Raw genomic sequence first — 12,150 nt, 5'->3', positions numbered from 1 at the left:
CGCATTGGCGCCGTCCTGGTTCAGGTCGGCGATCGCGACGGCCGCGCCCGCTTTCGCGAGCTCGAGTGCGATTTCCTTGCCGATGCCGCTCGCGGCGCCCGTGACGACTGCGGTCTTGCCATTCAGGTTGCTCATGTTCGAATTCCCGTGGTGAAAGGATTGACAGGGAGAAAGGACTGCGGACGTGTGTTACTGAGCCAGGTAATCGTAGACGACTTCGCCGAGGCCCAGTGTCAAATCCGCGACCAGGTGGCGGGCTTCGACGATTTCGAGCACGGGCAGATCGGCCACGGGCGCGAGTGCGTGCGGTGCCAGCTCGAGCGATGCGGGGCCCGTCCACGCGCCCTTCATCTTGATGTCCTGCATGTAGTAGCGCACCAGTTCGCAGACACGCGCGGTGCCGTCGACGTGCGGAATGATCTTCAGCAGGAAATTGGGGCCGGCGAGACGCTTCGTCTGCTCGTCGATGTCGAGTTCCTTGTGCTTGTAGCCCATCGTGCCGGTGGCGACGCGCACCTTGCCGTAGTCGAGCGTGCCGAGGAGGTGGTCGGTGTTCACGTGCAGCGTGGGCGACGCGAGCTTCTTCGGGAAGCCCCACAGCTCGCGGCCGCCGGCGATCGGCGGATGATCGTCGAGATACATCGCGAGCGTGTAGCCGCCCGGCTGGCCGTTGTATTCGACGGGAATGACCTGGCCGCTTTCGGTGTAGTCGCCGAAACCGGTCGAATCGGCCATGCGGATGAATTCGTAATGCACGAGCGGCTCGGTGACCTGCAGCGGCTCGGGGACGATTTCGCGGAGACGGTCCGGATCGGTGCGATACGTGATGATCAGGAACTCACGGTCGACGAAACGGTAAGGGCCCATCGGGAAGGCAGGGCTGGTCAACGGCATCGCAAACGCTTTCGATCGGACATCGCTGGTTTTCATGCGGACTCCTTGTTGTTGATCGCTTCGTGGATGAGTGCTCGTAAGCTCGTAATCCTATGCCTGTGCGCTGCCGTTGTGCGATGCCGCATTTGGAATTAATTGTTGCCGATTTCGAGGGGTTCGCAGGGTAAATATTGAGATGAATGGTGCAAACGGCGTGGGTAGCATCCGGCGTCCCGATGCTGGCATAGCTCGATGACGCCACGATGTGAAAAAGGTGAGGTTTTACGGGAGGCTAGGTGAGCCTTTACGGGAGACGGTCGCGCCGGAATATGACAATTGTGTGAACTAGTGTTGCAATGCGAACTCTAAGTGCGTTCGCCGCGGCGGCTTCGCGGCTTCCTTCGTTTCGCGCCGCTGCCGCATTAAGCATCGCTTAAGCGGGCGCGCCCTAGCATCGTTCGTATCGGGCCGGGCAACCGGCCGTTTTTCTACGCCCCACGCAACCGATTCATGCAGACCGTCAACCTCACCCTCTTTTCCGCCCTGAACGCCGGGGTGGCGCCGCAGCCGGGCGTTGCCCGCCTTGCGATCTTTGCCGCCGACTGGCTCGTCTACGTGTTGCCCGCCATGCTGCTGCTGACCTGGATCTTCGGTGCGCGCCCAGCGCGGCGCCAGGCGATCGAAGCCGGCGTCGGCGTCTGCGTCGCGCTGGTGCTCGCGCAGGTCATCGGACATTTCTGGTTCTCGCCGCGCCCGTTCATGGCCGGCGTCGGCACGCAACTGATTCCGCACGCGCCGGACAGCTCGTTTCCGAGCGATCACATGACGTTTGCGTGGAGCATGGCGGTCGGCCTGATGCTCGGCGGTACGACCCGGCTCACCGGGTTCGTGATGGCCGCGCTGGCCGTGGCGATTGCGTGGGGGCGTGTCTATGCGGGCGTGCACTGGCCGTTCGACATGGCCGGCGGCGTGCTGGTCGGCACGGCGGGCGCGCTGGCCGCGCACCTGTACGCGCAACGCGCGACCGCGCTGCTCGAACGGCTCGGCGATTCGGTGCATGCCGTCGTGATGGGGCGCCGGCACGCGCCGTAAGCGAAAGGAAACAGCCGGGCGGGACGCCGTCAGCCGGGGGGCTTGGCCGACGATTCGACCGAGGCGGACGGGCCGCCGCCCGCGTCGTGCAGTTCGGGCGTATCGGCCGGGTGCCGCGCGGCATCGCGGTCGAGGGCGCTTTCTTTCAGGATCGCGCACATCGCGACGAACAGCGCGAGTACCACCGCGGCAAGGCCGCAATAGCCGGCGATCTTCAGGTTGCGAAGGAACGGCGAAGCGTGGCTTTCCTTTGTCATGACCGGGCGCTCCTGGGCGGGCTGCGGCGGCTGTCGCCCGACAGCGGCGTCGCTCCCACAGATATATACCAGCCGCGATGGCGGTGCCAAGCCCGCTGGTGCGCCGACGCCACGATTGTGTCATCCGCCGGTCAACCGGGTACCCCTTTGCCGGGTACCCGCATCCGTCAGTCTTCCAGCGTTTCGTGCACGGCCGCCGCGCCGCGCTTCCAGTAGGCCGCCGCGCGGATGCGCGACTTGTCGACACCGCGCTCGCCGGTCAGGTGCTGGCGTACCGCGCGCATCGACAGCGCTTCGCCCGCCGCCCACACGTAGCCTTCGCCGGACGGCGGCAGCGGCAGGTCACGCACGGCGTTCAACAGCACGTCGCCGTCCGCTGCGTCGGCTTCGGCGCGAAAGCGCCAGATTTCATGCACGTCGGCGCGCGTGTTGAACGCGATCTGCGCGGTGCGATCGGCGACTTCCAGCACGACGGCCGCGCGCGAGCCGGCCGGCAATTCCTCGAGACGCCGCGCGACCGCCGGCAGCGCCGTATCGTCGCCGATCAGCAGGTGCCAGTCGAAACCGGTCGGGACGACGAACGAACCGCGCGGGCCGCCGATGCCGAGCCATTGCCCGACGCGTGCCTGTGCGGCCCATTGCGACGCGGGGCCCGGATGGTTCAGCACGAATTCCAGATCGAGTTCGCAGGCCGCGCGATCGAAGCGGCGCGGCGTGAAGTCTCGCGCGACCGGCTTCGGTTCGCCTTCCGGAAACTCGGGACCGTTCGCGCCGAGCGTCGGCATCGCGGGCCGTTCGGCGCCGGGCGGCGGGAAAAACACCTTGACGTGATCGTCGAACGACGCGGATTCGAAATCCGCGAGATCGGGGCCGCCGAGCGTGACGCGCAGCAGGTGCGGCGTCACGGCGTGCACGCGCAGGACCTGCAGCAAGCGGAACTTGAGGGTGTGGCGCACGCGGGTCACGGTGCGCTCGGATGTGTTCTGCATCAATCCGTACTCCTTGAGTGGTGACGGGGCGGCGCGGATTACGCGCCGGTGCCGCCTTCGATTTCGGCCGTCGCGCGGCGCATGATGGCCGCGATGCGGCGCTGTTCTTCGGCGTCGGCGCCGCTCTTGTGGAGCAGCGCGCGCTTGAGCGCGACGCGTGCCTCGACGAACTCCGGCAGCCAGCCCGCCTGCGTATCGTCCTGCGCTTCGTTGCCCGTCGATTCCCCGGCGAACGCGCGGCGCATGAACTCCATTCTGCGGGCGAGGTACGTGAGGCGCGCGAACAGCGTGTCGACGCGTTCGCGCTGCGCGTCGAGATGCGCGCGGCCCGCGTCGGTCAGGGCATAGCGTTTGCGGTTGCCCTCTGCCTGCGACGCGACGAAGCCGACTTCTTCGAGGTACGTGAGCGCCGGATACACCATGCCGGGGCTCGGGCTGTAGAAACCGTTCGAACGCGTGTCGAGCCCCTTGATCAGTTCGTAGCCGTGGCTCGGCTGCTCGGCGACGAGCGCGAGCAACATCAGTTGCAGATCGTCGGAGCTGAACTGGCGGCCGCGCGGCATGCCGTCGTCACCGAAATCACCGAAGCCGCCGCGCCCGCCACGGCCCCCGAACGAGCCGCCGCCGAATGGATCGTGGCCGCGACGGTGGCGGCCGATCGCGTACCAGAGACTGGCGAATCCTTCGGGGTGGGCATGCGTACCATGACCGTCGCATCGGGCATGGCCGCGGAAGTGGTTGTGTCGCATGATCGAGTCCTATATGTCGTAAAACATATCTAAAGATATATATCGAAAGATAGGGCGTCAAGGGAAATTATTGGGGGTGGATGGGGTGGTGGCCATCGAATCCAGGATCGATTCAGTCGAGGAATGCGCCACGCGGCGCCTCGCCCGCCAATCTCGCGTTGCTGGTGCAGTCGCTGCACGACAACCCGCAGCATGTCGATATTGACGATCCGAAAGACGCATTCGACATGCAACGCCGCATCGGCGGCGACACCGGAACGAGCTCGATCTGGGTCCAGACCGCGCTGGCGCTGATGATGGGTTATGGCGACGGAAAGACGAGCGCACTGATCAACCTGCGGGATCCGCTGCATGCCACGATCGTCATGCTGACGCCGCCGGACGCTGCGTCGCGGCAGGCACACCCGCAGACGTTCAGCTGGGATTTCTGACGGACAGGTTCGACACGTCATGGGCCAAAAGCGATACATCATCGAAGGCGATGTACACAGCCACGGCGGACGCGTGGTGTCCGGGGCGCCGAACTCGCGAATCAACGGGCGCGCGATTGCACGCCTGCACGCCTGCACGATCCCGCGATCTGCGAGATTCACGGCCTGACCTTCATTGCGACGGTGTCGGGCCACGCCCGGTTCGACGGGCAAGTCGCCGCATGCGACGGCGACTTGCTGGCATGCGGAGCACGCCTGATATCGAGCCAGGACCAGACGGGCGGCTAACGGAAATACGGGGCACGTGGGCGGGGCGCCGCTCGAGCCGGGCGGGCCTCGCCCGATCGCACCGGTGACGCTCAGATCACGAATTCCATCGGCTTCGTGCCGCATTGTGCGTCGGGCAACGGCTCGCCACGCTGCGTCGCGGCCAACAGCCGGCCGATAGCAACGTGGACCACATCGGCGCGCACGCTCGACGGCGTGAAGCCTGCGGCGTTGTCGAGTCCCTCGCGGTGCGCACGCATGATTCGAACGTCCTGCTGGATCACGGAGTGCGTGTAGAGGTGCAGCAGCGGTTTCAGCGCGCGCAGCACCGCGGCCGGCAACGCAAAGCGATAGGCGATGTACGTATAGACACGCGATCGACGCGTGTCGAGCGGCGTGATCTGGCTGATGATCAGAAAACTCGAGCGGCTACCCCAGTGATAGTCGCACCGCGTGACGTTCGGTGCATAAAAATGATCGGTATGCCGAAGCGGTTCCCTGGACGGATTGGTCAGCCAGTCCAGCATGCCGATCTTGTCGCCGTCATCGTGATACGTGACCTCGACGCTCTGCTGCTTCAGTTCGACGGTCGCACGTAGTCGCCGCCCAGTGGATGACCGAAAGATCCGGTCGTGCACGAACACCGTATGCGGGACGTCCATGAAGTTCTCGACCAGCGCACCGAGATCGCCATCGAACGTATTGACCATGTAGTACGACTGCCATGGCCGTTCGCCGTGGTGCGGCATGTCGAACGGCCGCTTCAGCGCCGGGTCGCCTCGCCCGCGATAGACCCAGACGAGGCCGTGCCGGGTCAGCACCGGCAACCTGCGCTGACGATAGGGGTAGGTCGTACCGGTCGGTTCGCCGCTTGCGCCGTCGATGCTGGGAATTCGGGTGACGCCGCCGTGCCGGTCGTAATGCCAGCCGTGATACGGACAGACGAGGCAGCCGTCGACGACCTTTCCGGCCGATAACCGGGTGCCGCGATGCACGCATTGATCGACGAGCGCGACGATCTCGCCGTCGGCCGCCCGGAATAGCACGATGCCGAGGCCGAGTACGCGCGTGCCGAACGGTTTGTCCCGCTTGACCTCGGCTTCGGTGCCCGCGACGTACCATTGCTCGACGAGCGCGCCGAAGGCTTCGCCATCGGCGTCCGGCGCGGATTCGCCGCACGGGGAGCACGTTGATGCGATCGGTATATTCAACATGAGCACGCGTCCTCGATGAATGCGCGAAGTGCATCCGCAACGGCGGGCTTGGCCACCAGTGCGCGGGGTTTGACATCGCCGGCCCGGATGCCTGCACGCTCGTGGGCTCGCTGGACGAGATCGGCCAGCTGGGCGGCGCCCCCCGGTATGCGAACCGCGCGCAACGGGCCAAGCTGGCCCACCGCGCGTGCGTGCCGGTAGTGAAAGGCGCGGGCGAGCGCCCGTTCCAGCGCATCGCTCAGCGCGGCGACGTCCTGCGTACCGCTTGCAAGCAATAGCAGGTAATGGGGCGGATCCGCGTCCGCGCACGGAATCACGCAACCTTCATCGCCCGGTTGCAGCACGTCGGAAAGCGATGCGGCCAGATAGGCTTCGTCCAGCTTTTCACCGACCAGATCGCTTTGCGTGCCCGCCCGCCCGACGAAGGCCACGCATGGCGTTCGTCCCGCAAATCCGGTCACACGGACCCGATCGCCGAGCCGATAGCGGTACAGGCCGCCTCCGGTCGTCACGACGACCTCGACCGTATCGCCCGGCTTCAGTTCTTCCACGCCTATCGCGGTTCCGTCGTCGAGCAGGAACTCCAGGAAGTGGCTGCAGACGGCGAGGGGACAGCCGGCCGTGTCGCCAAACGGCAGGCTGACCACCGCCTCGGTGGAAAACAGGCCTTTCGGCAGCCACGCGGCCTGCGGAAACAAGGTGCGGGCATGTGCGGCGTAGTGTTTGCTCGGACCGTCCATCCAGCAACTCACTGCGGCGAGTTGCGGCCACAGCCGGCCGCAGTGGCCATCGTCGAGTGCGCGCCGCAGCGCTGCCGTCCGGTTCGACGGCAGCGAATCGAACAGGCAGGCAAGCGTATCGTGGCGTTGCGGATCGGCGTCGTCGAACAGCGGACGAAGCAGGCTGGTCAGGAAGGTCGGGCTCCATACGCTGATGAAGGCCAGATCCTCGGCGGCAATCAGCGCGCGCAACGTTTCGTTGCGCCACGCGCGACCATCACCCGACAGCGACGGTGCGACGAGCGTCGGCAGCAGATCGACGAGCGGGCTGCCGGCCAGGTAATCGAGATCGCTGTCCGATCCGATCATGATGCCGTTGGGCGCGCGTTCGCGCGCTTGCAGCGGAGGTGACATCGACCAGTACGCGCGCCCGGCCGCGACACCGGGCACGGCGCGATGCAGATCGGAGAGCCAGACGATCAGCGCGAACTGCAATTCTTCGAGAAAGGCCGGCGTATAGGGAATGAGCTTTTGCTGCTCGCTGCCGCCGCTCGTGCGCTCGAAGAAACGTGGCGCTTGCGCGGTCAGGATCGGAGCGGACTCCCGGAGTGCACGATCGATCCATGGAGACATGCCGGCGTAGGGGGCCACCGGCACGCGCTCGCGAAATTGTGCTGGCCCTGCGATATCGGCAAACCCGTTGGCAATGCCGAACGTCGTGTTCCGATTCGCGGCGAGCAGGCGTGACAGATAGGCCGCCTGCGCGTCGCCCGGCGCATCGAGCGCGGTGAGCCACGCGCGACGGAAGGGTTCTGCGGCAGCGGTAAACGCGGCCCACGCATCCTGTGCACGCACGTGCGTCCTCTCGTCAGAAATAGGTCTTTTCGAGCTGTGTCGGATCGCTGGGCAAACGCCGGGGCGCCTCGAACACATGCAGCCAACCGTACCACAGCGGTCGCGTCTGCGCCGCGTCGGAGCACGCATGAAGCTCCTGCCAGCGCAGGCTCGGATGCCGGTGATGCGTCAGGTTGTAGTTGAAGTTGAGGAACGCCCACCGGATCAGGGTGGGGGCTCGCATGTTGTATGTGCCCTCGACGACGTCGAGCGGCGTGTGCATGTGATACACCCATTGGAGCGACGACCATGAGAACGCGAATGCGAGGTAGGCAAGCGCGACGTCGAGCACGCGCCAGTCCAGCAATGCACCCAATGCAATCCACGCGGCCACGCCTGCGAGGGTTTCGTATCGAATTCGCCGAAATTCGGTCGGACCGAAGTCTCTGAACGCCGCCGCATACGTGTTGTCGTGTCCGTACTTCGCCCAACCAGACGGGATGCGACTCGGAAGCACGGCCAGGATGAAGCTGCCCGCGAAACTCGCGAACCAGATGCCGCCGACGATCGCCGCGTAGTATTCGATTCGCTTGCGCCACAGCGAAGCGTCCGGTTCGACGAAGTCCACCCGCTCCGCAGGCGTTCGATTCCGCACGTGGTGACCGAGATGATTCACGTGGATTAGCGTTGCCGCGGCGCCGAACATAGTCGATGCCCACCACATCATCACGTCGTTGACTGTCCCGCGCCGATGCCCGAAACCATGGAATGTTTCGTGCATCATCGAAAACACACCTTGCATGATCAGGCAGAACGGGACGAGCGACACCCAGCGCAAGGGGCTCGTACCGTGCGACAGCCACGTCAGGATACCGACCCATGCAACGCTCTGTAGCGCGAGCACGCAGAGATTGAGCCGATCGAACCGTCGCGAACGATTATCTATGGCGCTTGCATTGGCAACGAACATACAATTCGGACAGGAATGGTGGCGGCGACGCAGAGCATACCTTCGATCGCCATCGTCGAACAATACGCCCGCCTGCGCTGACCCTGCGCATTACGCCGCGATCGGCCACGACCATGGACGCCAAACGAACCGACGATTCAATGCATGAACGCTGCAACGACGCGGCAGACATCCGTCGGCGCAATCCGCGTTTTAGTTTTGCCGACCGCATTCCGCGCTATTGGTATCGTCAAAACCGCCGGGTGACGCGCTTCTTCGACGCGTTCTCGATCATGTTTCCGCTTGGCGAGAAGTTCTTTGTCGATAGCGTGAGGCAGTACCGCGACGCACTGCCGGCCGACGGCACGCTCGCCGCGCAAGTGGATGCTTTCCTGTACCAGGAAGCCGCTCACATCCGCGAGCACCGCGCGTATAACCGGCGCCTGGCTCGCCAGGGCATGCCGGTCGACGCACTCGAGGCACTCATGCGGAAACGGCAGCAACAATGCCGACGGGTCGCGTCGCCGCTGCTTCAATTGACCTTCACAGCATGTCTTGAGCACTACACGGCCATTCTGGCCGATCTGCTGTTGCGCGATCCGGCCATTCTCGACGGCGTCGACCCGTCGATGGCCGCGATCTGGCGGTGGCATGCGATAGAGGAAACCGAACACAAGGCCGTCGCGTTCGACGTATTTCGCGCTTGCGGCGGCGGCGCGATCAAGCGCTATGTGATGCGCACGGCGGCGATGCTCGGCGTCACCGCATGTTTCATCGTCGATCTGGGTTATTTCATCGTCCGTCTCGCGCGTGCCGACCGCGACGCCGGCAATTGGCGAAGCTGGGCACAGCTTGGCTGGTGGCTGTTCGGCGCGCCGGGCATCGTTACCCGCGTGCTGCCCGCGTGGCTGGCATGGTTCTCGCCGCGTTTTCATCCTGCCCGAATCGGGAATCCGGCCACGCTGGCTGCTGCCCGCGCGGCGCTCGCGGCCGACGGCGTGACAACGGAGCCTGCATGAACGTCGGGCGTCCGGTATGGTCGCCATCCGGCTTCGACGAGTGGCGGCAACACTACCCATCGACGCCGTTCGAACCGGCACCCGCAGCACTCGACTGGACCGGACGTTTCATCGAATGTTGGCACGCGCATGGCGCCCACGCATCTTCGGACACTGTCATCGTGCTGATTGCGGGACTCTATTCCGAGTGGATACCAGCGTGCTTCCGGCACGCCGCGCGGGCGTTGCGCGCCGCGCGGTATCCAATCCTGCGTGTGCCGGTCCGCTCGTCGCGCTCGGTTGCCGAGCAGGGCGCACATATCGTGCGCAACCTGTATGCGCGCCTGCCCACTGATCGCCGCTTCATCGTCCTGGCCCACAGCAAGGGCGGGCTCGATGCATTGGCGGCGCTGCATGCGGATTCGGGGCTTCGTGCCCGCTGCGACGGTATCGCGCTCGTTCAGCCGCCCGTCGGCCCGAGTGCGATCGTCGATGGCCTGCTCGGGCAACGGGGGGCGCGCATCGATCCCGCATGGCTGGGTCGAGCCGCCGGGAGATTGCTACGCACACGCTGGCTGCATGCAGGCTCGCGAGATATCGGCAGCGAGCGCGACGCGGGCATCGCGAATTTGCTGTCTGCGGTGCCCGGTGGCCTGCACTGTGTGCATGTCGTGAGCTGGTCGATAGAACGCACGTCCCGGTTCGACGCACATCACTCCCGCCTCGACCGCTACCGTCCCGGTTGTGCGCATGACGGACAGTTCTACCTCGACCACCAGACGATTCGCGGCATGCCCCAAGTGTGCGTGCCGCATCTCGACCATGGCCAGCCCGTACTCGGCGGCGCCGGCTTCGACGCGGGGCGTTTCTGGCTTGCACTCGTTGCGCTTCTGAACGACACGCGAGCGGCAGCGGTCGCGAGCGGTCAGACGAGATAGATCTCGAATCCCGGGATCGCTTCGGTGCCGCCCGGATCGAGTGCGCTCGCGCCGGGCGTGGATAGCGTGTATAGATCCATCGGCAGTGCGGTGTGCCGATAGCCGTGCAAGGCGGGCCATAGCGGATCGTGATCGTACAGGCAAAGCTGCAGCAACGCATAGCGGCTCCGCTCTCGGTGCCAGACCGCATCGAGCAGTGCCTGTGCGATGTCGGGGTCACGTCCGCTCACATGCAGATGAGTCAGGTAGATATCCTGAAGCGGCTGGCCGGGCGCTGCGATGGGAGGGCGTCCGAGCAACGGCGCGATGGCGTTGAAGCCGTGACGCAGCGCACCGAGCGAGCGCGGCAGACGTTCCAGGACGATGCGCTTGATACGTGCTGCATCCCACGGAGCAACGCAGCCCACGATACGCCGCTGTGCGTTACGCGCGATCAGAAAGCGCTCGATTCCGAAGTCGGGCCAGGTGTTCAGGCGGCGCGCGAATTCGTCCGCCGTAAACACGCAACCGAAGGGCTGGGAACGCGACTCCTGGTACAGGAATGCGCGGAGCGCGTCGGCATCGGCGGCCGACGCGTTCGTGACCCTGACGGAACCGGCGCGCCGCGCAGCGATACGCCGCGCATAGATCGAGACGTTACTGTAGCCGCGCCAGTGTCGAAATCCGAGCCGGGTCCGCTTGCCTGTCCTGAAGAGCGATTGCGTTGCGATCCGGTTGTCGCGAATGACGCAGCAGTACGTATGCTGTACGTCTTCGTGGCGGGCGAGATCGGCGAGGCGATCGACGACATAGTCGACCCACGTGTGCGCCAGTTCGCGATCGGGTGCGATGCGCAAGTCGCCGAGGTAAGCGATGCGCTGCTTCTCGCCGGCGAGGTAGCCGTCGCGAACGACCATGCTGGCTATTCCCTTGACGCGCCCGGCGCTGTCCTCCGCGAGCCAGGTTCGATGGTCATCCGAATGACACCGATGCAGTGCGAAGTAATCCGGTGAGCGATCGAAGCGAAGCGGCATCCCGCCGAGCATCGCGTGACGCGTTTGAAACGCGAGGAGCCGTTCGTTGTCCGCCGCTGTGGCCAGCCGGATCCGCGTCATGGGCTCATTCACCGGTGAAGATTCGTCTTGCCATCGGGCGCAGGTTTTCCGGCGTCAGTTCACAAAGGCAGACGAGCTCGTTGCCGCACGCGTATTCCGGATTGCGCTCCAGAAAATAAGCGACATCCGGCAGCCGTCGATGCACGTCCGGCACTTCGGCGAGAGCTGGGGCGAGGCGGCCTTGCGGTACCGGAAAATCGAGCACGCCGGACGCGGCGTCGTATGCGTGCCCGAAGCGCTCCACTGCCAGATGATCGAGCAGCGCCTGAGTCGCGGGTTCAGTCGGTCGGTCGAATCGCGGGGCGAAGTCATGCGCGAACGCGCGCAAGTAGCGGTACGTACGATGCCCTTTGCAGATCAGAAACCAGTATAGTGCCGCGTCGGGTGCGTTGCGCTTGAGCTCACCGGCGAGTCGAATCCAGCAAAACGCGAGTTGCTGGCTGCCCCAGCAGGCCGGGTCCACGATCGTATCGCCGGAAAACAGGATGCGCAGTGTGGTGTCGCGCCACGGCTGCTCATAGAGTTTCAGCGTGGAGAAGCCGCGCAGTTTGCCGGTGTCATCGCGCATGATGACGCAATGTGTCTTGTCGTCGAGATCGTGTTCGAAGCGCGCCTGTTCCGTATCCCGGTAACAGGTCGAGTAGAGCGCGTACATATGTGCAATGTCGACGTCGCGCAGCTGCGCACGTGTCATGGAACTGGCTCGAAGCGGCATAGCGTCGTGATTCATGCGGGCTGAAACGATT

16 protein-coding genes are annotated in these 12,150 nt (G+C 65.0%); 6 read left to right on the top strand and 10 right to left on the bottom strand.

Annotated elements, in window-relative coordinates; all coding sequences use genetic code 11:
- Together HWX08_RS19745 and HWX08_RS19740 are read right to left on the bottom strand one after the other, a co-directional pair.
- Nucleotides 1–135, bottom strand: a 135-nt coding sequence (locus HWX08_RS19745; RefSeq protein WP_134319863.1) for an SDR family NAD(P)-dependent oxidoreductase, incomplete at its 3' end; no start/stop codon positions are given.
- A gap of 54 nt (nt 136–189) precedes the next feature.
- Nucleotides 190–930: an acetoacetate decarboxylase gene (locus HWX08_RS19740; protein WP_069258844.1), complete on the bottom strand. Its 741-nt coding sequence runs from the start codon at nt 928–930 to the stop codon at nt 190–192.
- Nucleotides 931–1,383: 453 nt separating this feature from the next.
- On the opposite strand from HWX08_RS19740, the gene HWX08_RS19735 reads away from it, so the two are divergent.
- Nucleotides 1,384–1,965 carry an undecaprenyl-diphosphatase gene (locus tag HWX08_RS19735; RefSeq protein WP_069258845.1) on the top strand — a complete coding sequence of 194 codons (582 nt, stop codon included), beginning with the start codon at nt 1,384–1,386 and terminating at the stop codon, nt 1,963–1,965.
- A 29-nt stretch (nt 1,966–1,994) separates the two neighbouring features.
- On the opposite strand, the gene HWX08_RS19730 is transcribed toward HWX08_RS19735, so the two are convergent.
- The 3 genes from HWX08_RS19730 to HWX08_RS19720 form a co-directional block, all read right to left on the bottom strand.
- Nucleotides 1,995–2,222 carry a hypothetical protein gene (locus tag HWX08_RS19730; RefSeq protein WP_174920063.1) on the bottom strand — a complete coding sequence of 76 codons (228 nt, stop codon included), beginning with the start codon at nt 2,220–2,222 and terminating at the stop codon, nt 1,995–1,997.
- Between the two features lie 167 nt (nt 2,223–2,389).
- Nucleotides 2,390–3,211, bottom strand: coding sequence for a siderophore-interacting protein (locus HWX08_RS19725; protein WP_174920065.1), 822 nt, complete (start codon nt 3,209–3,211; stop codon nt 2,390–2,392).
- A 38-nt stretch (nt 3,212–3,249) separates the two neighbouring features.
- Complete coding sequence (locus HWX08_RS19720) at nt 3,250–3,960, bottom strand: PadR family transcriptional regulator (protein WP_174920067.1); 711 nt, start codon at nt 3,958–3,960, stop codon at nt 3,250–3,252.
- A gap of 80 nt (nt 3,961–4,040) precedes the next feature.
- Here HWX08_RS19720 and HWX08_RS19715 point away from each other — a divergent pair, with 80 nt between their 5' ends.
- The 3 genes from HWX08_RS19715 to HWX08_RS34415 are packed head-to-tail and all read left to right on the top strand — an operon-like array spanning nt 4,041 to nt 4,679.
- Nucleotides 4,041–4,391 carry a DUF2875 family protein gene (locus HWX08_RS19715; RefSeq protein WP_226243317.1) on the top strand — a complete coding sequence of 117 codons (351 nt, stop codon included), beginning with the start codon at nt 4,041–4,043 and terminating at the stop codon, nt 4,389–4,391.
- A 19-nt stretch (nt 4,392–4,410) separates the two neighbouring features.
- Entirely contained in the window at nt 4,411–4,560 is a 150-nt protein-coding gene (locus tag HWX08_RS34715; RefSeq protein WP_341773839.1) for a PAAR domain-containing protein, read from the top strand.
- Between the two features lie 14 nt (nt 4,561–4,574).
- Nucleotides 4,575–4,679: a PAAR domain-containing protein gene (locus tag HWX08_RS34415; RefSeq protein ID WP_244122726.1), complete on the top strand. Its 105-nt coding sequence runs from the start codon at nt 4,575–4,577 to the stop codon at nt 4,677–4,679.
- A 71-nt stretch (nt 4,680–4,750) separates the two neighbouring features.
- On the opposite strand, the gene HWX08_RS19705 is transcribed toward HWX08_RS34415, so the two are convergent.
- From HWX08_RS19705 to HWX08_RS19695, 3 genes are read right to left on the bottom strand one after another with little or no spacing between them, the layout of a single operon-like run.
- Nucleotides 4,751–5,872, bottom strand: coding sequence for an aromatic ring-hydroxylating oxygenase subunit alpha (locus HWX08_RS19705; RefSeq protein WP_174920068.1), 1,122 nt, complete (start codon nt 5,870–5,872; stop codon nt 4,751–4,753).
- On the bottom strand, nt 5,866–7,446 hold the full coding sequence (locus HWX08_RS19700) for a GH3 family acyl-acid amido synthetase (protein WP_174920070.1): 1,581 nt from the start codon (nt 7,444–7,446) through the stop codon (nt 5,866–5,868). The genes HWX08_RS19705 and HWX08_RS19700 overlap by 7 nt, the downstream gene beginning before the upstream one ends.
- Before the next feature lie 13 nt (nt 7,447–7,459).
- A complete protein-coding gene (locus HWX08_RS19695; protein WP_174920072.1) occupies nt 7,460–8,395 on the bottom strand; it encodes a fatty acid desaturase family protein in 936 nt (311 codons plus the stop codon).
- A 113-nt stretch (nt 8,396–8,508) separates the two neighbouring features.
- Between HWX08_RS19695 and HWX08_RS19690 the strand changes: the two genes are divergently transcribed.
- Nucleotides 8,509–9,393: a metal-dependent hydrolase gene (locus HWX08_RS19690; protein ID WP_244122725.1), complete on the top strand. Its 885-nt coding sequence runs from the start codon at nt 8,509–8,511 to the stop codon at nt 9,391–9,393.
- Nucleotides 9,390–10,310: a hypothetical protein gene (locus tag HWX08_RS19685; protein ID WP_174920074.1), complete on the top strand. Its 921-nt coding sequence runs from the start codon at nt 9,390–9,392 to the stop codon at nt 10,308–10,310. Before HWX08_RS19690 ends, HWX08_RS19685 begins: the two co-directional genes overlap by 4 nt.
- Here HWX08_RS19685 and HWX08_RS19680 read toward each other — a convergent pair.
- Both HWX08_RS19680 and HWX08_RS19675 read right to left on the bottom strand, forming a co-directional pair.
- On the bottom strand, nt 10,298–11,404 hold the full coding sequence (locus HWX08_RS19680) for a hypothetical protein (protein ID WP_174920076.1): 1,107 nt from the start codon (nt 11,402–11,404) through the stop codon (nt 10,298–10,300). The genes HWX08_RS19685 and HWX08_RS19680 overlap by 13 nt on opposite strands.
- A 4-nt stretch (nt 11,405–11,408) precedes the next feature.
- Nucleotides 11,409–12,098: a hypothetical protein gene (locus tag HWX08_RS19675; RefSeq protein ID WP_226243309.1), complete on the bottom strand. Its 690-nt coding sequence runs from the start codon at nt 12,096–12,098 to the stop codon at nt 11,409–11,411.
- Nucleotides 12,099–12,150: the final 52 nt, after the last annotated feature.

This window comes from Burkholderia metallica (assembly GCF_902832845.1).
In the GTDB taxonomy this organism is placed as follows: domain Bacteria; phylum Pseudomonadota; class Gammaproteobacteria; order Burkholderiales; family Burkholderiaceae; genus Burkholderia; species Burkholderia metallica.
This window is presented reverse-complemented; position numbering and strand designations above follow the sequence as displayed.

Excerpts from the sequence above, each read along its gene's own strand:
- HWX08_RS19740 (WP_069258844.1), bottom strand. The coding sequence starts at position 930 with ATGAAAACCAGCGATGTCCGATCGAAAGCGTTTGCGATGCCGTTGACC.
- HWX08_RS19735 (WP_069258845.1), top strand. The coding sequence starts at position 1,384 with ATGCAGACCGTCAACCTCACCCTCTTTTCCGCCCTGAACGCCGGGGTG.
- HWX08_RS19730 (WP_174920063.1), bottom strand. The coding sequence starts at position 2,222 with ATGACAAAGGAAAGCCACGCTTCGCCGTTCCTTCGCAACCTGAAGATC.
- HWX08_RS19725 (WP_174920065.1), bottom strand. The coding sequence starts at position 3,211 with ATGCAGAACACATCCGAGCGCACCGTGACCCGCGTGCGCCACACCCTC.
- HWX08_RS19720 (WP_174920067.1), bottom strand. The coding sequence starts at position 3,960 with ATGCGACACAACCACTTCCGCGGCCATGCCCGATGCGACGGTCATGGT.
- HWX08_RS19715 (WP_226243317.1), top strand. The coding sequence starts at position 4,041 with ATGGGGTGGTGGCCATCGAATCCAGGATCGATTCAGTCGAGGAATGCG.
- HWX08_RS34715 (WP_341773839.1), top strand. The coding sequence starts at position 4,411 with ATGGGCCAAAAGCGATACATCATCGAAGGCGATGTACACAGCCACGGC.
- HWX08_RS19705 (WP_174920068.1), bottom strand. The coding sequence starts at position 5,872 with ATGTTGAATATACCGATCGCATCAACGTGCTCCCCGTGCGGCGAATCC.
- HWX08_RS19695 (WP_174920072.1), bottom strand. The coding sequence starts at position 8,395 with ATGTTCGTTGCCAATGCAAGCGCCATAGATAATCGTTCGCGACGGTTC.
- HWX08_RS19690 (WP_244122725.1), top strand. The coding sequence starts at position 8,509 with ATGGACGCCAAACGAACCGACGATTCAATGCATGAACGCTGCAACGAC.
- HWX08_RS19685 (WP_174920074.1), top strand. The coding sequence starts at position 9,390 with ATGAACGTCGGGCGTCCGGTATGGTCGCCATCCGGCTTCGACGAGTGG.
- HWX08_RS19680 (WP_174920076.1), bottom strand. The coding sequence starts at position 11,404 with ATGACGCGGATCCGGCTGGCCACAGCGGCGGACAACGAACGGCTCCTC.
- HWX08_RS19675 (WP_226243309.1), bottom strand. The coding sequence starts at position 12,098 with ATGACACGTGCGCAGCTGCGCGACGTCGACATTGCACATATGTACGCG.